General features: G+C 61.1%; 18 protein-coding genes. 15 read left to right on the plus strand and 3 right to left on the minus strand.

Features of this window, described 5'->3' with window-relative positions; genetic code table 11:
* The 12 genes from JNM42_RS10810 to JNM42_RS10865 all read left to right on the plus strand — a co-directional run.
* On the plus strand, nt 1–767 hold a 767-nt coding region (locus JNM42_RS10810; RefSeq protein WP_294269339.1), incomplete at its 5' end, for a glycosyltransferase family 2 protein.
* Nucleotides 764–2,323 (plus strand): glycosyltransferase family 39 protein, encoded by a 1,560-nt coding sequence (locus tag JNM42_RS10815; protein WP_294269344.1) that lies wholly within the window; start codon nt 764–766, stop codon nt 2,321–2,323. The genes JNM42_RS10810 and JNM42_RS10815, both read left to right, overlap by 4 nt.
* A complete protein-coding gene (locus JNM42_RS10820; RefSeq protein WP_294269346.1) occupies nt 2,320–3,678 on the plus strand; it encodes an oligosaccharide flippase family protein in 1,359 nt (452 codons plus the stop codon). The genes JNM42_RS10815 and JNM42_RS10820 overlap by 4 nt, the downstream gene beginning before the upstream one ends.
* Nucleotides 3,675–4,916, plus strand: a complete 1,242-nt coding sequence (locus tag JNM42_RS10825; RefSeq protein ID WP_294269348.1) for a glycosyltransferase family 4 protein — start codon at nt 3,675–3,677, stop codon at nt 4,914–4,916. The genes JNM42_RS10820 and JNM42_RS10825 overlap by 4 nt, the downstream gene beginning before the upstream one ends.
* A gap of 169 nt (nt 4,917–5,085) precedes the next feature.
* A complete protein-coding gene (locus tag JNM42_RS10830) occupies nt 5,086–5,712 on the plus strand; it encodes a polysaccharide biosynthesis/export family protein (RefSeq protein WP_294269352.1) in 627 nt (208 codons plus the stop codon).
* Entirely contained in the window at nt 5,709–6,977 is a 1,269-nt protein-coding gene (locus tag JNM42_RS10835) for a hypothetical protein (RefSeq protein ID WP_294269354.1), read from the plus strand. Before JNM42_RS10830 ends, JNM42_RS10835 begins: the two co-directional genes overlap by 4 nt.
* Nucleotides 6,978–6,999: 22 nt before the next feature.
* Nucleotides 7,000–7,770 carry a glucose-1-phosphate cytidylyltransferase gene (rfbF, locus tag JNM42_RS10840; protein ID WP_294269357.1) on the plus strand — a complete coding sequence of 257 codons (771 nt, stop codon included), beginning with the start codon at nt 7,000–7,002 and terminating at the stop codon, nt 7,768–7,770.
* Complete coding sequence (rfbG, locus tag JNM42_RS10845; protein WP_294269360.1) at nt 7,767–8,852, plus strand: CDP-glucose 4,6-dehydratase; 1,086 nt, start codon at nt 7,767–7,769, stop codon at nt 8,850–8,852. Before rfbF ends, rfbG begins: the two co-directional genes overlap by 4 nt.
* Nucleotides 8,849–9,985 carry a glycosyltransferase family 4 protein gene (locus JNM42_RS10850; protein WP_294269365.1) on the plus strand — a complete coding sequence of 379 codons (1,137 nt, stop codon included), beginning with the start codon at nt 8,849–8,851 and terminating at the stop codon, nt 9,983–9,985. Before rfbG ends, JNM42_RS10850 begins: the two co-directional genes overlap by 4 nt.
* Nucleotides 9,986–9,988: 3 nt before the next feature.
* Nucleotides 9,989–10,894, plus strand: coding sequence for an aldo/keto reductase (locus JNM42_RS10855; RefSeq protein ID WP_294269368.1), 906 nt, complete (start codon nt 9,989–9,991; stop codon nt 10,892–10,894).
* The gene (locus JNM42_RS10860; RefSeq protein WP_294269372.1) at nt 10,891–12,543 is read left to right on the plus strand and encodes a GMC family oxidoreductase; all 1,653 of its coding nucleotides are present in this window, start codon (nt 10,891–10,893) and stop codon (nt 12,541–12,543) included. Before JNM42_RS10855 ends, JNM42_RS10860 begins: the two co-directional genes overlap by 4 nt.
* Before the next feature lie 516 nt (nt 12,544–13,059).
* Nucleotides 13,060–14,238, plus strand: a complete 1,179-nt coding sequence (locus JNM42_RS10865) for an SGNH/GDSL hydrolase family protein (RefSeq protein WP_294269375.1) — start codon at nt 13,060–13,062, stop codon at nt 14,236–14,238.
* A 124-nt stretch (nt 14,239–14,362) separates the two neighbouring features.
* Here JNM42_RS10865 and JNM42_RS10870 read toward each other — a convergent pair whose 3' ends face one another.
* Genes JNM42_RS10870 through JNM42_RS10880 form a run of 3 tightly spaced genes read right to left on the minus strand, consistent with a single transcriptional unit; the run spans nt 14,363 to nt 16,873 of the window.
* Nucleotides 14,363–15,097: a sugar transferase gene (locus tag JNM42_RS10870; RefSeq protein ID WP_294269378.1), complete on the minus strand. Its 735-nt coding sequence runs from the start codon at nt 15,095–15,097 to the stop codon at nt 14,363–14,365.
* On the minus strand, nt 15,094–15,837 hold the full coding sequence (locus tag JNM42_RS10875; protein ID WP_294269381.1) for a hypothetical protein: 744 nt from the start codon (nt 15,835–15,837) through the stop codon (nt 15,094–15,096). Before JNM42_RS10875 ends, JNM42_RS10870 begins: the two co-directional genes overlap by 4 nt.
* A complete protein-coding gene (locus JNM42_RS10880) occupies nt 15,830–16,873 on the minus strand; it encodes a glycosyltransferase (protein ID WP_294269384.1) in 1,044 nt (347 codons plus the stop codon). The genes JNM42_RS10875 and JNM42_RS10880 overlap by 8 nt, the downstream gene beginning before the upstream one ends.
* A 630-nt stretch (nt 16,874–17,503) precedes the next feature.
* On the opposite strand from JNM42_RS10880, the gene JNM42_RS10885 reads away from it, so the two are divergent.
* The 3 genes from JNM42_RS10885 (at nt 17,504) to JNM42_RS10895 (ending at nt 19,721) form a co-directional block, all read left to right on the plus strand.
* A complete protein-coding gene (locus JNM42_RS10885; RefSeq protein ID WP_294269387.1) occupies nt 17,504–18,523 on the plus strand; it encodes an NAD-dependent epimerase/dehydratase family protein in 1,020 nt (339 codons plus the stop codon).
* Nucleotides 18,520–18,894, plus strand: coding sequence for an EamA family transporter (locus tag JNM42_RS10890; protein WP_294269390.1), 375 nt, complete (start codon nt 18,520–18,522; stop codon nt 18,892–18,894). Before JNM42_RS10885 ends, JNM42_RS10890 begins: the two co-directional genes overlap by 4 nt.
* 113 nt (nt 18,895–19,007) lie before the next feature.
* On the plus strand, nt 19,008–19,721 hold the full coding sequence (locus JNM42_RS10895) for a class I SAM-dependent methyltransferase (RefSeq protein ID WP_294269392.1): 714 nt from the start codon (nt 19,008–19,010) through the stop codon (nt 19,719–19,721).
* The last annotated feature ends 39 nt before the right edge of the window (nt 19,722–19,760 follow it).

Genomic DNA, 19,760 nt, shown 5'->3' on the forward strand with positions numbered 1-19,760 from the left:
TTGGGAGCCGCATGACCCTGGCCATCTACATCCCTGCCTACAATGCCGAGCGATTTGTCGGCGAGGTTTTACGGCGAATTCCCGCAGACATCCTGGCACGCACTTCCGAGATCGTGCTGGTGGACAATGCCAGTAGCGACCGTACTTCCGAGGTGGCGCTTGAGGTTGCCAAATCACTCGGGCTATCCAACTTCACCCTGATCCGCAATCCGGTCAATGTCGGCTATGGCGGCAGCCAGAAGGTGGCGTACGCTCATTGCATCGCACGTGGTCACAGCGTCGTCGTGATGCTGCACGCCGACGCGCAGTATGCCCCGGAACTGCTCGAACGCATCATTGCGCCCGTCGAACGCGACGAAGCCGACCTCTGTTTCGGATCGCGACTGGCCGGCGATGCGCTGGCCGGGAACATGCCGCTGCATCGCTTCCTGGGTAACAAATTTCTTACCGGCATCGCCAACCTGGTGCTCGGCTGGCGCCTCAGCGAGTTCCATTCGGGCTATCGCGCCTACCGTTGCGACGCGCTCGCGCGGCTTCCGCTGGAGCGCAACGCCGGCTATTACCATTTCGACGTCGAAATCCTCATCCAGTGCCGGGTGTTCGGCCTGCGCGTCGTCGAGGTACCGATTCCAACGCACTACGGCGATGAGGACAACCACCTCAACGTCTGGCGTACAGGCTTCTCCATCCTCGCGATCCTCGGCGAGTACCTGCTACACCGCCTCGGTCTGCGGCGCTGTGCGAAATACATGGAGCGCCCGGCATGAAATCACCCGCTTCCGTAGCCCAGACTGCAGAGCACGCCGGTCAGAGCGACAGCGCAGGCCGTAGCGTGGCACTGCTACTGCTGGTGCTGGCGATCGTTCTGGTTCATGCCATGGGGCTGCGCCCCGGCCATGAGTGGTCTGACGACTATGCCATGTACGTGTCACACGCGTTCAACCTGATTTCTGGGCGAAGCTATGGCGACACAGGTTACATTCCCAACCCGTGGGGGGTGCCGGGTCCGGCGACCTACCCCCCGGTGTACCCGCTGCTGATCGTGCCCCTGGTCGCCACCTGGGGCGCCGACCTGCAGATGCTGAAGCTGTTCGGACTACTCATGCTCGCTGCCGCGCTGGTCACCGGCTACGCCTTGATGCGGCCACGCATCGGCACCACTGCCGCGCTGGCGGGCGTCGCGCTGTTCGGTCTGAACCCGTTTTTCCTGGACTTTCGTGACGAGATCCGCCCGGACACCAGCTTTCTTTTTTTCTTCCTGCTGACGCTGTGGATCGGCGAACGTTGGAGCGGCCAGCCACAGACCGTTGACCGTACGCGCATCGCGCAGGGCTTGCTGCTCGGGATTGTCGCCTATCTTGCCTACGGAACGCGCAGTGTCGGCATCGTCCTGCTTCCCGCCCTTGCTGTGGTGGAGTTATGGCGACTTCGGCGGCTTGGCCCGGTCCTGGTCACGGCCGCGTTGGTGTGGCTGTCACTGGCTGCCGCGCAGGCGCTGACGCTGCATTCGGATGCGAGCTACGCCAGGCTGCTGACGCTGGACCTGCATACGCTCACCTACAATGCCACCCACTACACCAGCAGTCTGGCCATGTTGTTCCTAAACGGGCTGCCGGCGAAACCGGCTTTCGCACTGCGCGCGCTGTTGTTTGTCTTGGCCTCGCTGCTGGCGCTGGCCGGTTACATCGCCTGTCTGCGCCGCGGATTGACCGTGCTCGAAATAGTGCCTTGGCTGTATATGCTGCCGCTGATCGTCTACTGGGTAGGCACGATGATCCAGCAACGCTACATGCTCCCGCTTTTCCCGCTTTATCTCTACTACGCCTGGGTCGGGCTGGGGGTGCTCAGGGAGCGCATGGCTCCAGTCTGGGGCGCCACCATGACCTGGGCTCTGGCCCTGGCTCTGGCCGTCAGCTATGTCACGGCCTGGGTTAAACAAGCGAAAACCGAGATTCAGCCCGGCGTCACCACCACGGCGGCAACTCAGGCATTCGACTGGGTACGCGAACATACGCCGGCTGATGCCGTGGTGCTCGTCGGTCGAACACGCGCCTTTGCACTGTACGGGAAACGCCGCAGCGTATCCCCTTATGGCTACCGCAGCGACGCCGAACTGTCGGAAATGATCACCCGTCATGGCGTTACGCATATCGTCGTCGGTCGTGGTGCGCTGGCAAAGGAAATGGACTACGAACACCCGGATGACCTGGCGCGCTTTGTCTCCGCCCATCCGCAGCGCCTGCAGACAGTGCTTCACAACGCTGAACTGGACATCTACGAGGTCTTGCCGGCACGACCCGGCGCCGAAGGCGAAGTGAAATGAGCATGGCCAGCCTGCTGTCAATACGCTTGTGGCGCGCGCTGAGCATGCAGGCGAGGCATCCGGCGATGCTGGTTTTCGCTGCCAACATGACACGCTCGGGGCTTGCTTTCCTGCTTGGCCTGGTGGTGGCGCGCGGGCTCGGCCCAGCCGATTTCGGTTTGTTCACCACTTTCATCGTTGCCACCATCCTGGCGCATAACCTGATCGGCGAAGGCTTCGACCCCGGCGTCGTGCGCTTCTACGCCAAATGTCGTGACAGCGATCCGGCGCGCGCGCCGATGATTCTGGGATCAGCCATTGCCATGCGCGGTCTGCTGGTGATACCGATGCTGCTGATCGTCCTTGGTATTGCGCATTGGCTGGCGCCCGCACTACGTGAAGTATTGCAGTTGGCGGCGCTTACGGCCATGGCGGCGAGCTTTGCCACGCTCTCCCTGGCCGTGCTGCAGGCACGTGAACGCTTCGTCGCCTACGCCTTGCTGACACCGCTGGTTAACTTGCTGCGCCTGCTCAGTGTGCCCATGTTGTGGCTGGCCGGAGTCTTCACGTTGTGGTCACTGATGTGGACACATGCGCTGTTTTTCGCCCTGGCTGCTGTGATCGGGATGCGCTTGTTGCGCGAAGACCTGCAACAAGCTCGCTTTGAGTCCACGGCAGTACGTCAGTTGTTTCGCTTTGGCAAGTGGACGGCGCTTGCCAACTTGAGCTTCCTGCTGCAAGTCAACCTGGCGGTGCCGGTGTTGACGCAGGCCAAGGGCGCGGCGCAAGCCGGGCTTTACTCGGCGGCGGCGACGCTTCTGCTCTTTATCGACCAGTTTACCGTGGCTTTGCTTACGGTCAATCTGCCGTCCACCTCGCGTATCGAGACACTGGCCGAATTGCGTGCCTACGTCAAGCGACTGGCGCCGCGTCTGGTCACGGTCAGCCTGGCGTTGTGCCTGCTCGTACCGTTATCGGACCCTGTCGTCGCGCTGGTGTTCGGACCGGCTTATGCCGGGAGTGCCGAGGTGATGCGCGTGTTGCTGCCGGGCTTCATCGCCACGCTGTTGAGTCACCCGCTATATCTCGTGTTGTTTTCGTTTGACCGGCCGCACTGGTATACCGCCTCCGGCCTTATTGCTCTTGCCATGTGGTGCGCACTCGCCTGGTGGCTGGTGCCGGCGCATGGCCTTGTCGGCGCCGCCTGGGCGACTACCGGCTCTCGCGTTTTGCAAGCACTCATGATTTTCGTGATGGTGCGCTACACCATTGCCCATCGGCCCATCCCACACGCGCCCGACACGGACTCCGATTCCCCAACCGAAACTTTACTCAAGCCGGCATCGGCGCAAACTGAGCAAGCCCCTAGACCATGACCCAGCGCCCACTTCGTGTCCTCTATTTCCGCAACGCGCGTGGCATCAGCGACGTCACCGGCGCCGAAAGCTACGTCTTCGCGCTGCTGCAGGCACTTGACTCACGCGAGGTGCAAGGGAGCCTGATCGCTGCCGTGCGACCAGGCATGACCCACACACCCTGGATCGTCGAGGCGCGCCGTCGCGGGTTGTCGCTGGAGCTGATCGAGGTCGACTCCAAGTTCGGCTTGCAGGACTACACCCGACTGCGCGAACGTATCCGCAGCGTCGGTGCCGACATCGTGCATACGCTGGATCACCGTGCCGACATTGTCGGCATGCTGGCGGCGCGGCGCGAGAACTGTGCGTTGGTCAACGCCTTCTTCGGCTGGACAAATTTCAGTGGACGCTTCTCACGCGGTGCCCTGTATACGTGGCTGGACCGCAAGGCTCAGGCCCGCGCCGATGCGGTGATTACCGATTCGGGTTACATGGCAAGCTTTGCCGGGTCGGGAGCCTTGCGCTCGCCGGTGGTCGTGGTGCACAACGGGGTAGATATCGCGCGCTTTCAACCCGAAGCGCCGCTGCCCGACTTGCGTCAGCGTTTCTTTGGCCGATCCGACGTCTTCGTCTTCGGGGTGGTCGGCCGGGTGCATCCGAACAAAGGGCAGGTGGACTTCCTGAAGGCGGCGCGGGTTCTGGCCGACCGTCATCCACAGGCGCGTTTTCTGATCATTGGCGATGCGCCGCCGGGGTGGGAGGCCTACAGGGCTGAAGTCGCAAAGAGTATCGTCGACCTCGGCCTGTCCGAATGTGCGCTGCTGACCAATGTGGCCTCGGTAGAGATACCTGCCGTACTCTCGAGCATCGACGTGCTGGTCTCCCCCTCCTATGTCGAGAGCTTCAGCTACTCGCTGCTCGAGGCGATGAGCATGCGACGGGCGATCATTGCCACTGACGTCGGCGGCAACCGCGAAATGATGGTTCATGGCGAAAGCGGGGTGATCATTCCGCCTGGGGATATCAACGCTCTCGTGCGCGAAGCGGAATCATTGCTTGGCGACCCGGTCGCCTGTGAACGCCTTGGCCGTGCCGCACGGCTGCGCGTCGAAGAGCGTTTTACCTTGCAACGCATGGCCGAGCGTACCAGCGCCATTTACCGCGAATTGCTTCGCGCCCGCGAGCAGGGTGTCGGGCGTCCTGAAATCCGCCGGCGCGTGCAGCAGCACAGCGCCGTGACCCGCAAAGTCACATCATGAGCCGTCGACTGCCTCCTTGTTATTCACGATGCTGCGTCTGCAGACCTGACGTGAGCCATTTCCCGATTGATGTGCGCCACCCCGCCCGGCGCTGACTGAGCGGCCACCTCTGCATTGACTGACCTATATGAAAACACACCATTCAAAGACACCCTTGACCATACGGCTCATGCCCACTGCATTAACCTGGTTCGCATCGTTGCGGTGCGCCATCGCTTTAACAGCGGCCTTTGTCGCATTAGCCTGTACATCATCGTTTGCCGCCGCGCAGGTCACCGGCAGCGCTCCTCTTCCTGAACCCTCACCGGCAGCATCAAGCGCCTTTCGTCTTGGTCCCGGCGACGTGCTGAGTGTGACGGTCTGGAAACAGCCTGCGCTGAGCATGCAGTTGCCAGTTACACCCGATGGTACACTGCGTTATCCGCTGGCCGGACACCTTGAAGTGAAGGGACGGACTCTGGCCGAGGTCGAAGCGGCCTTGACCGAAAAGTTGCGCGAACAACTGCGCGAGGCGGTCGTCACCGTCAGTCTGGTGCAGGCGCACAGTTACCGCATCTATGTCGTTGGCGAAGTACTGCGGCCAGGTGAATTCGTGTTGCGCGCCCCGGTCAGCGTGGTCCAGGCAATCGCCATGGCCAACAGCTTTACACCCTTTGCCAAGCGCGACCGCCTGCTCATCATACGCCGCAAGGGGGGCAGTGAAACACGGCAGGTTTTCGACTATAACGCCTACGTCCGCGGAGACGTCGGTCAGGACATCATTCTTGAACCCGACGACACGGTCATCGTGCAATGAGTTTTCGCAGCACCATGACCATGCTCCTGGCGAGTGTGCTGCACCTGACGTCAGGGCCGGTTTGCGCTGGCAGCGAGGAAGCCAGAGCCGTGTTGCAGGTGCCCCCGTTCGGCAACCTGAGCACGTGGTTCACTCGCGTGCCCGACGAACGTATGCCGATTGAATACAGGGCGCTGCGCGAGCCCGGCAATCATGCGCTGATACCGCCTCGTTCAAACCGCGACGGGCTGGAGCCTCGCCTGGCCGCCACCCTGGAATATAACGACAATCTGCTGCTCACCCCGAGCAAGATGCAGCAAGGTACCGCCTTGATTGTCGCACCGGGAATGAACTGGCTCGAGCACGGTGCGCGCCACAGCATCGAAATCGATGCCTCGGTAGAGGCCATCCAGGGCAGCGGAAATTACGAAAACATCGGCTACAAGACGCTGAATGCCGCCACTCTGCAAGTTATCGCGTCGGCACAACCGCTGGCCAGAGCTAGTGTCGATTACGCGGGTAACATGCTGTACTCGCAGGAGGCGCCCGGCGAGACGCTGTTGGCTCCCAGCCTGTCAAACCAGCTCTTCGCCGTTTACTATCAGCGCCATCAGATCGCTACCGGCTGGCGCGCCGATGCAACGACGGAGATCGGCGCACGCTGGATCGGAAGCTGGGCCAGTTCAGATAACCCCGAATTTGTACGCACCCGCGCGCAAGACCTTGAACTGTCTGCGCGTACACGGCCGAGTGCCAACCAGCGCTTCGGGCTGACCTTCAGGCAGCGCAGCGCCACATTCGCCGGACAGCCCGCGGTCCGCTTCGATTCGCCCTGGCTGGAATGGGAACAGCAATGGAGCTCGACGCTGCTGACCCAGGCGGCAATCGCACCTACGCGCGGCACCGGCGGCGAGCAACTGTTGCTGTGGCGCGCCTCGTTGACGCAAACGTTCAGCGATGGTCAATGGAACGCTGCCGCAGGGTACGATGTCAATCCTGCCGGCGGCAACGGCCTCATGTACGGTGTGCACAATGCAAGTCTGGGCGCCAGTTGGCGGCTGCTGGAGAATGCGCGTCTGGACATTGCGCTGCAGGCCTCGCGTTATGTCCCGCTCAGCGGGGGCGACACAATCAATACCCTGAACCCGCTCATCTCGTTCAGCCTGCCGCTCGAGGCCAGGTGGTGGCTGAACATTCGTTACCAGGGCATAGCTCAGGAAGTTCCCGCACAGGACTTCAAGGTCTTTGGCAATCGCCTGATGGCTACGCTGGTACGCAGCTTTTGATTGACCTGAATCGGGAGTGAACATGAAGACAGTGTTGTTGGCAGGCGGACGCGGAACGCGCATCTCGGAGGAAACCGAAGCGCGTCCCAAGCCGATGATCGAAATCGGCGGCAAACCGATTCTGTGGCATATCATGAAGGGCTATGCACACCATGGTTGCACCGACTTTGTTGTTGCCTGCGGCTACAAGGGCGAGCTGATCAAACACTATTTTCTGAACTTCAACCTGTTCCACAATGATTACCGTGTCAACCTGAGCGATGGCCGGCGCGAGCTGCTCAATGCCAGTGACATTGGCTGGGAGGTGTCGGTAATCGATACCGGGCTGGACACCCTGACCGGGGGACGCCTGCTCAGACTCAAACAATGGCTGCAGAACGGCACTTTCATGCTCACCTATGGCGACGGTCTGTCCGACGTGGACATCGAGGCACTGCTGGCGTTTCATCGCGCGCACGGAAAGATAGCTACGGTGACGGCGGTGCGTCCGCCGGCACGTTTCGGTGCCCTCGAAATCCACGAGGGCCGGGTTGATCACTTCGCTGAAAAGCCGGTCACAGAAAGCGGCTGGATCAACGGCGGATTCTTCGTTTTCGAGCCGGGCATCTTCAACTACCTCGAAGGCGACCACAGCACGCTGGAGCGCGAACCGCTCGAGAAACTGGTTGGCGACGGCCAACTGATGGCTTTCACTCACGAAGGATTCTGGCAGCCGATGGACACCTTGCGTGACAAGCTGTCGATGGAGGCCCTGTGGGCGAGTGGTCACGCACCGTGGAAGAAATGGTCATGAGCGATGTACGCGACCCGCAGCGGCTGCCATCGTCATCGGTGTGGGCAGGTCGGCGCGTCTTCATTACCGGCCACACCGGCTTCAAGGGATCCTGGCTCGCGTTGTGGCTGATCTCGATGGGTGCTGAAGTCTCCGGTTACGCGCTGGCGCCGCCAAGCGAACCGAACCTGTTTACCCTGGCCAATGTAGCGCATGGCCTGGCGCATGGCATCGGTGACGTTTGCGATCTCGCGGCGTTGCAGGAGAGTATGGCCAAGGCAAAACCCGAGGTGGTGCTGCATCTGGCGGCGCAGTCGCTGGTGCGCCGTTCATACCGGGAACCGGTAGAGACCTACGCCACCAACGTGATGGGTACGGTACACCTGCTTGAGGCCGTGCGTCGCGTCGGAGGAGTGCGCGCCGTCGTCGTCGTGACCAGCGACAAGTGCTACGAGAACCGCGAGTGGATCTGGGGTTACCGTGAAGGCGACGCCATGGGTGGATACGATCCATACAGCAACAGCAAGGGCTGCGCCGAACTGGTGACCAGCGCACTGCGGCGCTCGTTCTTCACCGACAGCGGCACGGCCATCGCCTCGGCACGCGCCGGCAACGTGATCGGCGGTGGCGACTGGGCCGAAGACCGCTTGTTGCCCGACGCCATGCGCGCCTTCTCGGCCGCTCGCGCACTGGAGGTGCGCTCACCCGGCGCGATCCGCCCCTGGCAGCATGTGTTCGAGCCTTTGCGCGGCTATCTTCTGCTCGCCGAGGCCCTGATCGAAGATCCGGCCGCTTTCAGCGAGGGGTGGAACTTCGGCCCCGAGGATGCCGATTGCCGTTCGGTGCGTGAGGTCGTGGACCTGGCTGTGTCGTGCTGGCCGGGTGCTCAAGTCGACTACAAGCCGCCAGTCGGGGCACCGCATGAGGCGCACTTTCTCAAGCTGGACTGCACCAAAGCGCACCACCGACTCCCCTGGCAGCCGCGCTGGCGGCTCGCCGAAGCGGTAGCCCGCACGGCGCAGTGGTACCGTGCCTGCGCTGAACAGCGTGACATGCGCGCCTTCAGCCTCGAGCAACTGGCGGCTTACGGATCGCTGGCATGAACGTGCAGACGATGCATTCCGTCATGGACCCGATCCGCGTACTGCTTGTCAGCCCTGCGCCGCGAGCTGGCACCGTACAGTACGCGCACAATCTGGCCTCGCATCTGGGCCGTCGCGGTCATCGCGTGAGCCTGCTCACGGGTGTCGGCTACGAGCTCGCGGCGTATGCCAGGGATTACACGCCGATCGAGGCGATCGACCGCTTCCGCCCGCGTCCCGTAAGGATGTGGCAACTGTGGCGACACCTGCGCGAACTACGACCGCAGATCATCCACTACCAGGGCGGCCAGCACCCCGACATGTTCCTGTTGCTCGATATGCTGCTGCGCAAACGCCGGGAAACGCTGGCGGTCTACACGCCGCAGGATTTGCACTCAAACAGCCGGCGTGCACACCACGACGCCGCCGCCAGGAGCCTGCTGGGGCGAATGAGCTACCTTTTCTTCAATTCGGAAGACAACCGCGCTTTCGTTCGCGACCATTGGCGACTGGACGTCTCCCAATCAAGCGTCAAACCGGTTCCCGACCTGATGGATTTCATGCGCCAGGATGTGTGCCCCGAACCGCCTGCCGTGCCGAATGAAAGGCGCCTGCTGCTGTGCTTTGGACTGATCGAACCGCGCAAGGGTATCGGCTCCCTGCTCGAAGCCTTCGCCTTGTTACGAAAGCAATGCCCCGATGCGCACCTGGCCGTGGTCGGCAAGGCGCTGATGGACACCGCTCCACTGCACGAGGCGATCGAGCGCCACGGCATGGCATCGCATGTCGAACTGGTCGCGCAGTACGTGTCGTTCGAACGCATGGCCGGCTATTTCGAGCGTGCGGAGTGCGTTGTACTGCCCTATGAAGCGGGCTGGAACAGCGGCGTGATTCCGGTCGCTTACGGTTATCGCAAGCCGGTGGTGGCAACCACCGTGGCCGGGGCCGGTGAGGTGGTGCGCGACGGGCAGACCGGCTTGCTGGTACCGCCGGCCGACCCGGGTGCTCTGGCCGCCGCGTTGCAGCGCATACTCGACGAGCCGGCATTGCGCGATACGATGCAGCCGCACCTGGAACAGGCCGCGAACGATTGCGGTTGGCAGTCCCTGGTCGACGAGACCGAGTCGGTTTACCGTCGATTGCTGGGCGGCTGAGCGATGAATCTCCTCCTTGCGCCGCTGGGCCGCACCGATTTGCAGGTATCGCGGCTGGGCTTTGGTTGCTCGACGATTGCCTCGCTGGGTACCCGTTATAGTGCGGCCGAAGTGCAGGCTACGTTGCTGGCTGCGTTCGATCGCGGTGTGAACTTCTTCGACACGGCCGACGTGTATGGTCAGGGTGACAGCGAGCGCCTGCTCGGACGCCTGTTCGCCGGACGCCGCGACCGCGTCGTGATCGCCACCAAGGCCGGAATGCGGCTGGCCCACTCGCAGCAGGCGATACGTATTGCCAAGCCGCTGTTGCAACCGCTGCTGCGCCGCTGGGCTACAGGTCGCGAACGCAGCACCCGCATGCGCCAGGCCAGCGAGCGACAATGTTTCGATCCGGCCTACCTGCGCGCTCGCGTGGAGCAGAGTCTGAAACGGTTACGCACTGATCGGCTGGATCTGCTGCTGCTGCACAGCCCGCCAGTGGAGGTAGCACAACACGATGAGGTGCTGGCCTTGCTGCAGTGCTTGCGGCGCGAGGGTAAAGTGCGCGAATTTGGTGTCTCCGTAGCCGAGGTTGCGCACGCTCGTCAATGGGCCATGTGGCCGGGACTGAGCTGTCTGCAGTTACCGCTGACACCGCGCACCGCAGCCACTGGTGATCCCCTCGCGCTGCCTGCGGAAACGCTGGGCCTTCTGGAAGAGCTGAGCTTACGCGGTATTGGCGTGATCGCCCGCGAAGTCTTTGGCGGCGGTCTGTGGGCAAGCGAGCACGGTGATCGGACTAGCGCGCTGAGAGCGTTGTTTGATGCCGCAGGCGTCTCGGTGGTTCTGGCCGGCATGGGTAGCCGGGAGCACCTCAATGACAACCTGAACGCCTTTGCCGAGGCGTCCTTGCCGGCATTGTCACCATGATCGGCAGCAGCCGCGAAGTTCCTGACGGCAGCGCGCTGCCCTGCGATGTCTGCGTTATCGGTGCTGGTGCAGCCGGCATCGCGCTGGCGCTCGAACTCGAACGCTGCGGTCGCTCGGTGCTGCTGCTGGAGGCCGGCCGGCAACGCAGCGCTGGCCCGGCGCAGGCGCTCTATCGAGGCGAAATCAACGATCCGCAACGTCACCTGCCACTCGATCAGGCACGCTACCGCCAACTCGGTGGCACCACCTCGCTGTGGGGCGGTCGTTGCCTTCCCTACGACAGTATCGACTTCGAACCGCGACCCTGGGTGGCGCACAGTGGCTGGCCGCTGACCCGTACCGAACTCGACCCCTGGTACGCGCGCGCACACCACTATCTGGAATGCGGTGTTTTCGACTACCGCGTCGACAGCGCACTGGGTGCGGCGGCAGGCGACATGGTGCCTGGTTTCAGCGATGGAGCGATCGACACCGGATCGCTCGAACGCTGGAGCCCGCCGACGCACTTCGGCAAAGTGTATCGCAATGCCTTGAAGGCCTCGACGAGCGTGCGGGTCGTGCTCGAAGCGGTGGCGACCAAGCTTCATACCGAAGAAAGCGGTAAGCGCGTGACCGGCATTGAGGTCAAACACCCTGCCGGAGGGCAGATGTTTCACGTGCAGCCGCGCGAGGTGGTGCTGGCCGGCGGAGGTCTGGAAACAACTCGGCTGTTGATGAGTTCGCAGCAGGGTGCGCGAGACGGCATCGGCAATGACTCGGGCTGGCTCGGACGCGGCTACATGTCGCACATTCACGGCATCATCGCGCGCGCCAGGTTTACACCTGATGCGCCGGTGGTGTCGGCCTACGAACTGGACGCACAGGGGGTCTATGTGCGGCGCCGGCTGTGGATTTCCGAACGCACACAGCGCGAACTGGAATTGCTCAACATTTACATGTTGCTTGACCGTCCGCTACTCGACGATCCGGGCCACGGTAGTGCAGTACTGTCTGCCGCCTTCCTGGCGAAGAAGCTCTTCCAGCGTGGCCGTGACGACACCCTGGGCAGCGGCAAGTACGCGCTCTACTGGTCTCACTTGCGCAACGTGCTGGCCGGCTCGCCCGAGGTCGTCTCCTTTCTGCCGCCATTCGCGCGCAGCCGCTTTCTTCAGAAGCGTCGCCTGCCGTCGATGGTGATCGAGAACAAAACGAACGAATTTCACCTCTTCTACCAGAGCGAGCAGGTGCCGCACGCCGACGCCGGGCTGCACCTGTCGGAGCGCCGTGATGCGCTCGGCCAGCGCCAATTGCACCTGGAGTTCAAGGTGCAGCCGCAAGACATCGACTCGGTCTGGCGCGCCCACCAGTTGCTCGACCGCGAGTTGCGCGCCCAAGGCCGGGGCGAACTCGTATTCGAGCCCGATGCTCTGGAGAAACTCGCGCAATCCAAGGCGGTACTCGGCCACCACCTGGGTACCACGCGCATGGCCGCAGACGCAGCTCATGGTGTGGTCGATGCCGACTGCCGCGTACACGGGATGTACAACCTGCATCTCGCCAGTGCATCAGTGCTGCCCACCAGCAGCCACGCCAATCCGACCTTGACCGTGGTCGCGCTGGCTTTGCGCCTGGCACATTCATTAAAAGCTGGCAACATGCCGCTAGTGTAGTATTACATTCTGTTCACAACTGATTGAGACTGGCGTATTTCATGACATCAACTAAGGGTAGCCTGCGTCCGGCAAGCGGCGTTGATCGAAGGGCGCTTTTGAACGCTCTTGAGCTAGTTGCGTGCAGTCGTGTTATTGGGACAGTAGTTGGCCAGCGCATGGCGCTTGAGTCAGGCCCGCAGGTCCTCGACTGGGTTCATGTCGGGCGCGTACGGTGGCCGGAATACGATTTGAATGTGCCAAATCAAGCGGTCCGTAATCACTTCGATGTGGAGATGCCGATCCAGTTGCACGTCGGCGGCCTGTGCGCGCACGAAGTGCCGATCCCAACTCTATATGGCAACTAGTCGAAGTACATCAACATGTGGCACACGGGGCTCATGATCCTCGGCATCTCAACCGCGTACTTGCTGCACCGGGTGCGTCTACGGTGCGACGACAAGTTTGTTTCTCTGGTACCGGTAAGAGGCTGACATGCGGGCTAATTGGCGGAGTTGGCTGGCGAACGGCGCGCTTATGCTGATGTCGTGCGTGGTCGGGCTCGCGCTAGTGGAGTTCGGTTCGCGGCTCCTGCTATTGAAGAAGGGGGCTTACCAAAGCCAGTTCCGCGTGGTCGCCGCACCTTACGGCGTCTATGACCGCAAGGTCGGCGTGAGCTATCTGCCCGACACTGCGTTCAGCCCGGTCGTGGTTACCGATGGGGCAGTCACGGCGTGTATGGGCGAGGTGTCGCGTGCGAACCGCGATGGTCTGCGCGGTCGCACGACCCTTAATGAATACGCGCGCGCGGCGGTCCGGATTGCGGTCATTGGGGACAGCTTTTCCCACTGGCGCCGCGAGGGTCTGACTTGGCCCGACCTGTTCCAGGATCGACTGGCACAGAGCCTTGGTCGCAGTGTAGCCGTTCTGAACTACGGCGCCGGCGGCTACGGTGTGCTGCAAATGATCGACCTCGCCGTCGAGGTGGCCGAGCAGCAACGCCCTGACGCCATCGTGATCGCCTTCATCACCGACGACCTGACCCGGGCCCGCTGGTGGAATCGCATCGAGACCATCGACGGCGTCGTGCGACCGATGATCCTGCCCGAGGCTGAAGGCGTCGACCTGGCGCAGGCCCGCGACCAATACCTGGTACATCCCGCGGCCACCGATGCCTGGTGCCGCGCGCAACTGGGCCAACCGCCGACGCCCGAACTGACGGCCATCGTCGCGCAGTATCGGTTGGTGCACGACGCGCTCTGGCGGGCCCACGGTCGACGTCCGCCGTCGTTCTGGGATCTGCACGGGTCCGTGGTCTTCAATAAGATCACCACGGGGGTCGCGATCGACCCGCTGATGTATTCGCTACCGCGGATCCGGTTCTCATCGTTTATGGAAGACGCCCGCTTCGCCGCCGACGTGGCGCGGCTGAGGGTGTCCGGTGTGCACATCGTGCTCGTGCACTTGCCGAACGCGGCCGAACTGGCGGCGGGCAGGCTATCCCTGTCGCGTACCGAATCTGCGCTCTGGCGCAGCCTTGAAGAGGGCCTCGGTACGGCGGTGCGTGTGACATCAGGCGTCGTCGCGCCGGAAGCTGTGCCTGCCGGCCTCTCCCTGCTGCCGTTGGATCCGCATCCGAGCCCTGCGGGCCTGCGCTTTTATGGGGAACAGGTCGCGGAACGCTTTCTCGAACAGCCTCGCGGCCAGGCCAAGTGAACTGCACATCCGCCGCCCCGCACCGCTTCAGCCTCAAGCGCGAGCGCGAGAAAGTTAATCATTTCGTCGTCGGATTGCCCAAACGAGCGGCTCAATGAGAATGGTGCTCTCCCGTGGCTTTCCCTTACTCGGACTGGATGCCTTCAGTTGCCGCATTCAAGCGGTTACGCCGGGTAACTGGACTGGTTACCTTTTTCTGGTCGAACCTGTCCAGAAAACGATGAGCGTACTCAACTGTGAGCGCTTTTTTGCATCGCAGAATGATCAGTACAGTGAACAACACGATCTGGAAGTCCATGCTCAGTGAATAGTGACAGTTAACTATGTGGCAGTAACGCGCTTCTATTTCCAGCCGTGCGGCGTCAGAAAGGATATCGCGACCGATTATTTGCGCCAATCCCGTGAGCCCGGCGGGTGAGTCAAAACGCTCCTCAGTGTTCGGATAAATTTCCTTCAGCGAAGAGATCACGTCTTCAGGCAGCGGGCGGTTGCCGACGATCGAAAGTGTGCCGGTGATCACCTGCAGCATTTGCGGCAGTTCGGTGAACTGACATCGTTCAAAGATGCGACCGATCGGCGTGTACAGAGGCGAGTCGATCGGTGTGTTCAGGAAACGCTGTTTACTGACGGGCACGGCGACACGGTTGTAGATTTTGTCCGCATCACGCACCATGGCACGAAACTTCAGAACGCGCGCCTGCCGAGTGCCGTGAATGCGGCGCAGGGACGCGTAAAATACCGGTCGTCCCTCAAAAAGCAATTGGACGATTGCGCAGACGATGAGTGAAGTCAGCCAGACCGGTGCAGATGCGAAGCAAAAGACCAAGTCGAATATACGCTTTTTAATGGATGTTTTCATGCCCGTGCATCTCCATCACGTTGTGAAAGTGAGATCGCCCGCAGTCGGCCAGTGAGAACGATTGCCCCCAGGCGCAGACAGCGCAGGGCAAGCCAAAGTCGCGCGTCGATGCCAACGAGGCAGTTTTGAGCGCGCTCACCAGCGGAAACTTGAAGCAGTTTCCGCGCCAGGGTGCTATAGCGGGTCGAGGCAGAACTTATCGACAGACCCGACGACGGCACCAGGCGGCCGGCATAAAGAACTGACAGACGAGCGTCCGGTCGGCTGGCAATCATCCGGGCGAGCACGCTTTCCACCAGGTTCTTGAACCCACCGTAGTAGCAGCGGTCGCGACCGGGAGCCAGCGCCAGGACAGTCGAAACAAGTATCACGTGTATGCGACCAGAGCAGCAGCAGATTACTCTGGCAAGCGTCGCAAGGTCGCGTTCGAGCGCAGCAGCGTCAGACTCGAAACTGGGTCGCGTTGGATGCACAGGTCCGAGTGCGCAGATTGCCAAGCAGGTTTCGGGTGACGCTGGCAAGTTGGTCAGATCCTGAAAGTCACCGAGCACTGCCACACCCGGGAAACGTTGTGCAAAGGTGCTGGCATCCGCAGTCGAGCGAGCCAGCAACAAGACTGGATTGCCGGTGCGACGAATCTCGGACATCAGCGCGTCCCCAAGCCGGGTTTTGCCGCCGACGACGAGCATGAGCGGCTTGTGGGATAGCTGCAATGACGCAGCAGCGGACCTGCTAGGCATGAGCGCCTTCCGCCTTCTTGCCGCCGATAACGTAGTCTTCAATGTTTCCAAACAGACCGAGGAACGTTCCCCACCCGATTGACGTGGCCTGGACAATCAGGAAAATTGGCGCGAGCAATCTCAGCAAAAGCGAACCGTTCATTCGCAGCACAAAGGGAATCGTGCTGCAGAACAGAACCAGCCAGGCGATTATCGCAGCGACACCGGCCCATGAAGGACCGGCTATAGCCAGAAGCGTAAGCAAGGGGGCCAGGCCGGCGAGCAGGATCTGAAGCTTCAGCGTTTGCGGAGTGTAGCTGTCACGTACAAGTTTGGCGGGATAACGTTTGAAGATCAGTGTGCGCCAGTACCCGCGACCGATCTTTTTTTTGATGTATTCCCCCCAGGTCGCAGGATGCTGATGATAGACGAGTCCTTTTGGGGCGAAGACAATTCGATGTCCATGTTTTGCGAGTCGGTACGACAACTCGAGATCGTCGCCGTTGTTCGGGATTCGTTCGTCGAATCCCTGGGTGGCGAGAAATGCAGTTCGGCGCACGGCGCACGAATGCGTAAATGCGATATCAATAAATCGGTGTCTGACCACATAGCGGTAACGATCTTCGAATTCCGTCTGCGCCAGCCGGGCAACGGAACTCTTCTGCTTGGTCAGGTAGCCGCCAGCCACCGCCTGGACTTCAGGGTCTGCGAGAGGTTTCATCATCTCCTCGACCCAGGTTAGCGTCGGTTCGCAATCCGCATCGGTGAACAGGACAACCTCGCCCAGTGCTTCCTGGACTCCTCGGTTGCGAGCCGCCCCGGCACCGCCCCAGGTCTTTCGGATCAGGCGCAAGCTGGGTGACGAGCCATGCTGCGCCCATGCGCCTATTTCCGCTTCTACCAGGGACGGTGTGTGATCGGTGGATTCATCGTCGATGACAATCACTTCCAGCTTGTCGCTCGGATAGCTCTGCTGGCGCAATGCTGTCAGACAGTCTGGCAGCACGCTTACGCCATTTCGGACAGGGATGATGACAGTGACAGTTGGTTGGTTCATCCTGACTCCACTAGAGTTTATGGCAATCGATAAAGGTGGCGTACTCCCTTCCAGTTATCCGCACTTGATCTTGGCCGATTATCAAGTTATCGGCAATGATCCGAATGGACTAATCGGAAGGGAATTTCAGAGCCCATTAGTTCTTTTGGACTATATGGAAAGCTAAGTTTTCTGTCAGGTCTGAGCCTTCATTTTGAAGGCTGGTATGTTCAGATAAGCTCGTGCACTCAGATTCAACAGCTTTTCGACATTCCCAATTTGATGAAGTTGCAGTTGATTGATGCGATTTGGGGAATTGGCCAGTGCAATAAATCTCGCGGCTCGAGCCACTTGCAATTGACCCCAGCGTAAGCGGCTGAACGTTGCACTATCAGAATCAATGTACACCAGGCATTGTGCAGGACGCAGCCCCGATCAAGGTGCCGACGAGCGTTCACAACTTACGCTTAGGTGGCCGGTGAGCAGTCCGATTGCGAAATCCTGGAACATATCCCCGGTTGACCGCGTCTGACAGGCACACATATACTTCCGCCGGACCTGCTGGATATGCCAGCCCAACCCGATGCCCGCCGTAGTCTTGCGAGCGGCGCGCTTTTTCCAACCGAGAATCCCCTTGAGAAGGATTATTTCATGAAATTTCGAGGGCGCAAAGTCCTGGTCACAGGCGGCGCCGGGCAGATTGGCTCGCACCTGGTCGCAGCGCTGGTAACATCAGGTGCCGAGGTATCGGTTGCCGACAACCTGTGGCGCGGCAAGAAGTCGAACCTTGCTCCGGCCGGTATGCCACTGATTGATCTTGAGCGTTGCTTCCATGAGGTAGACCTCACCGATCCTCTGGCCTGCGCGAAGGTGACTGAGGGCTGCGATCTGGTCTACCACCTGGCCGACGTGGTGGCCGGCATCAACTACGTCTTCGGCAACCAGTTTTCGCTCTTCAACTCGAACCTTCGTATTGACGCCAACATGCTGCATGCGGCGATCGCCAACCGTGTCCCCAACTATGTGTACGTAGGTACCGCATGCAGTTATCCGGCGGCGAAATCGGTGGTCGGTGCTGACGGCAGCACGCCTAAGTTCAAGGAGGATGAGGTTTATCCGGCGCTACCCGAGTCGTCCTACGGCTGGTCCAAGCTGATGGGTGAGTACCATGCCGAGTTGGCAATGAACGAAGGTCTCCTGCATCTGGGCCTGCTCCGCTTTCATAATGTATACGGGCCGCATTGCGAGTTATCACCGGAAAAGTCACAAGTTATTCCTTCCCTTATACGCAAGGCCGAGCGCTATCCCGAAGAGCCTTTCGTCGTCTGGGGCTCGGGCAAACAGCGGCGAGCCTTCGTCTATGTTTCGGACATCGTCGACGCCCTGCTGCTCGTAGCCGAACGCGGGCTCGACAAGGGGGTGATCCAGATCGGGCCCGACTACAGCACCTCGATCCGCGAACTGGCCGAGACGATTGTGAAAATTAGCGGCAAGCCGATCCGGATCGATTATGACCCGACCCGCCGCGAGGGCGATGGTGATCGTGCCGCCGACTGGACCAAGGCCCGAGAAGTGCTCGGATGGCAGCCACGTGTGTCACTGGAAGAAGGCCTGGCGCGTACCTATGAATGGTGTCGGACGGCGCTCGCAGGTGGGACTGATTGCCCATGAGTCTGGTCCAACTCGCGATGATGCTGTTGTGCGTCCTATTGACCTCGGTGGCCCAAGTGGTACTGAAAATTGGCACCTCGAAAGCGCGCCTCGCCGCTACCGTGGTAGATCCTGACAACGTCGGCGGTACACTGGCGATGCTGGTTTCTCCTATGGTGATTCTGGGCCTCGTGCTTTATATCGCCGCGACCATCGTCTACCTGCGCGTACTCTCTGTGCTGGACCTGAGCCAGGTCTACCCTTTCGTGGCGCTCTCGTACGTGTTCACGATGGCTGCAGGTATACTCTGGCTGGGGGAGTCACTTCATGTTTCCCGCCTGGCTGGTGCGGCCCTGATCCTTGGTGGCGTGGCACTGATCTCTTACCGCTGACGGGCAAGGGCTTTGGGAGTCACACCACTCCTTGTCCTATTTGAAGATGCATCAACCTTTCCCATGAGGGAGCTGTGCCGAATTTCGTGCCTTTCAAGAATTACTCATTGCGCATGATCGATCAGATGATCGAGGCGCATGACCTCGCAGGGCCCTTTCTCGACGCCGGATGCGGTCGCGGTGACGTGGCCTTGCATCTTGCTCAGAACCACGGCTGGCAAGGACTGGCGGTAGACTTTTCCGATGCGGCGCTGGGCGCCGCCCGCCAGGCATTGAACGGGTACCCTGTCGAAGTACGCGCGGCCGACCTGTTGGCGCTGGAAGGCCACTTTCGCACCATCGTGATGTGCACAGTGATCGAACACATCAAGGACGACCGTGCGGTGTTGCGCCATCTGCGTGGCTGTATCGGTGGCGATGCGAACGACCGGGATGGGTGCCTGATTATCTCGATGCCCAGCAACCCGACTACCGAGTGGCGCTGGGACGACGATTTCTACGGCCACTACCGACGCTACACGCGCGATGACGTGGACCGGTTGCTACGCGACACCGGGTTTGAAATGATAGAGTTTTGGGATTACACCTATCCGGTTTTCTGGGCGATGCGAAGGGTCTACACCGCCTTGTTTCCGGCTAGAGAACCGATGGCCGAGGTGCCTGAGGTGAACTCGGCTTCCAGCGCAATGCAAAACGCCTGGGAGATGGGACTGGCGACACGAATGATCACGGCGCTACCTATCTGGCCGCTGGTGTTTCGCTGGCAGGAAAGGTACAAACTAGGTCCGGCGGGCTTCGAAGCAATCGCCTTGGCAAGAGCGGTCTAACATTCTCAAGCAGACGCTTGCGATTGGGCAAGGGCGAAT

This window comes from Propionivibrio sp., from assembly GCF_016790145.1.
GTDB lineage: Bacteria > Pseudomonadota > Gammaproteobacteria > Burkholderiales > Rhodocyclaceae > Propionivibrio.

What these genes read in the sequence shown, in the direction of transcription:
- JNM42_RS10815 (WP_294269344.1), top strand. Translation starts at nt 764, where the DNA reads ATGAAATCACCCGCTTCCGTAGCCCAGACTGCAGAGCACGCCGGTCAG.
- JNM42_RS10820 (WP_294269346.1), top strand. Translation starts at nt 2,320, where the DNA reads ATGAGCATGGCCAGCCTGCTGTCAATACGCTTGTGGCGCGCGCTGAGC.
- JNM42_RS10825 (WP_294269348.1), top strand. Translation starts at nt 3,675, where the DNA reads ATGACCCAGCGCCCACTTCGTGTCCTCTATTTCCGCAACGCGCGTGGC.
- JNM42_RS10830 (WP_294269352.1), top strand. Translation starts at nt 5,086, where the DNA reads ATGCCCACTGCATTAACCTGGTTCGCATCGTTGCGGTGCGCCATCGCT.
- JNM42_RS10835 (WP_294269354.1), top strand. Translation starts at nt 5,709, where the DNA reads ATGAGTTTTCGCAGCACCATGACCATGCTCCTGGCGAGTGTGCTGCAC.
- rfbF (WP_294269357.1), top strand. Translation starts at nt 7,000, where the DNA reads ATGAAGACAGTGTTGTTGGCAGGCGGACGCGGAACGCGCATCTCGGAG.
- rfbG (WP_294269360.1), top strand. Translation starts at nt 7,767, where the DNA reads ATGAGCGATGTACGCGACCCGCAGCGGCTGCCATCGTCATCGGTGTGG.
- JNM42_RS10850 (WP_294269365.1), top strand. Translation starts at nt 8,849, where the DNA reads ATGAACGTGCAGACGATGCATTCCGTCATGGACCCGATCCGCGTACTG.
- JNM42_RS10855 (WP_294269368.1), top strand. Translation starts at nt 9,989, where the DNA reads ATGAATCTCCTCCTTGCGCCGCTGGGCCGCACCGATTTGCAGGTATCG.
- JNM42_RS10860 (WP_294269372.1), top strand. Translation starts at nt 10,891, where the DNA reads ATGATCGGCAGCAGCCGCGAAGTTCCTGACGGCAGCGCGCTGCCCTGC.
- JNM42_RS10865 (WP_294269375.1), top strand. Translation starts at nt 13,060, where the DNA reads ATGCTGATGTCGTGCGTGGTCGGGCTCGCGCTAGTGGAGTTCGGTTCG.
- JNM42_RS10870 (WP_294269378.1), bottom strand. Translation starts at nt 15,097, where the DNA reads ATGAAAACATCCATTAAAAAGCGTATATTCGACTTGGTCTTTTGCTTC.
- JNM42_RS10875 (WP_294269381.1), bottom strand. Translation starts at nt 15,837, where the DNA reads ATGCCTAGCAGGTCCGCTGCTGCGTCATTGCAGCTATCCCACAAGCCG.
- JNM42_RS10880 (WP_294269384.1), bottom strand. Translation starts at nt 16,873, where the DNA reads ATGAACCAACCAACTGTCACTGTCATCATCCCTGTCCGAAATGGCGTA.
- JNM42_RS10885 (WP_294269387.1), top strand. Translation starts at nt 17,504, where the DNA reads ATGAAATTTCGAGGGCGCAAAGTCCTGGTCACAGGCGGCGCCGGGCAG.
- JNM42_RS10890 (WP_294269390.1), top strand. Translation starts at nt 18,520, where the DNA reads ATGAGTCTGGTCCAACTCGCGATGATGCTGTTGTGCGTCCTATTGACC.
- JNM42_RS10895 (WP_294269392.1), top strand. Translation starts at nt 19,008, where the DNA reads ATGATCGATCAGATGATCGAGGCGCATGACCTCGCAGGGCCCTTTCTC.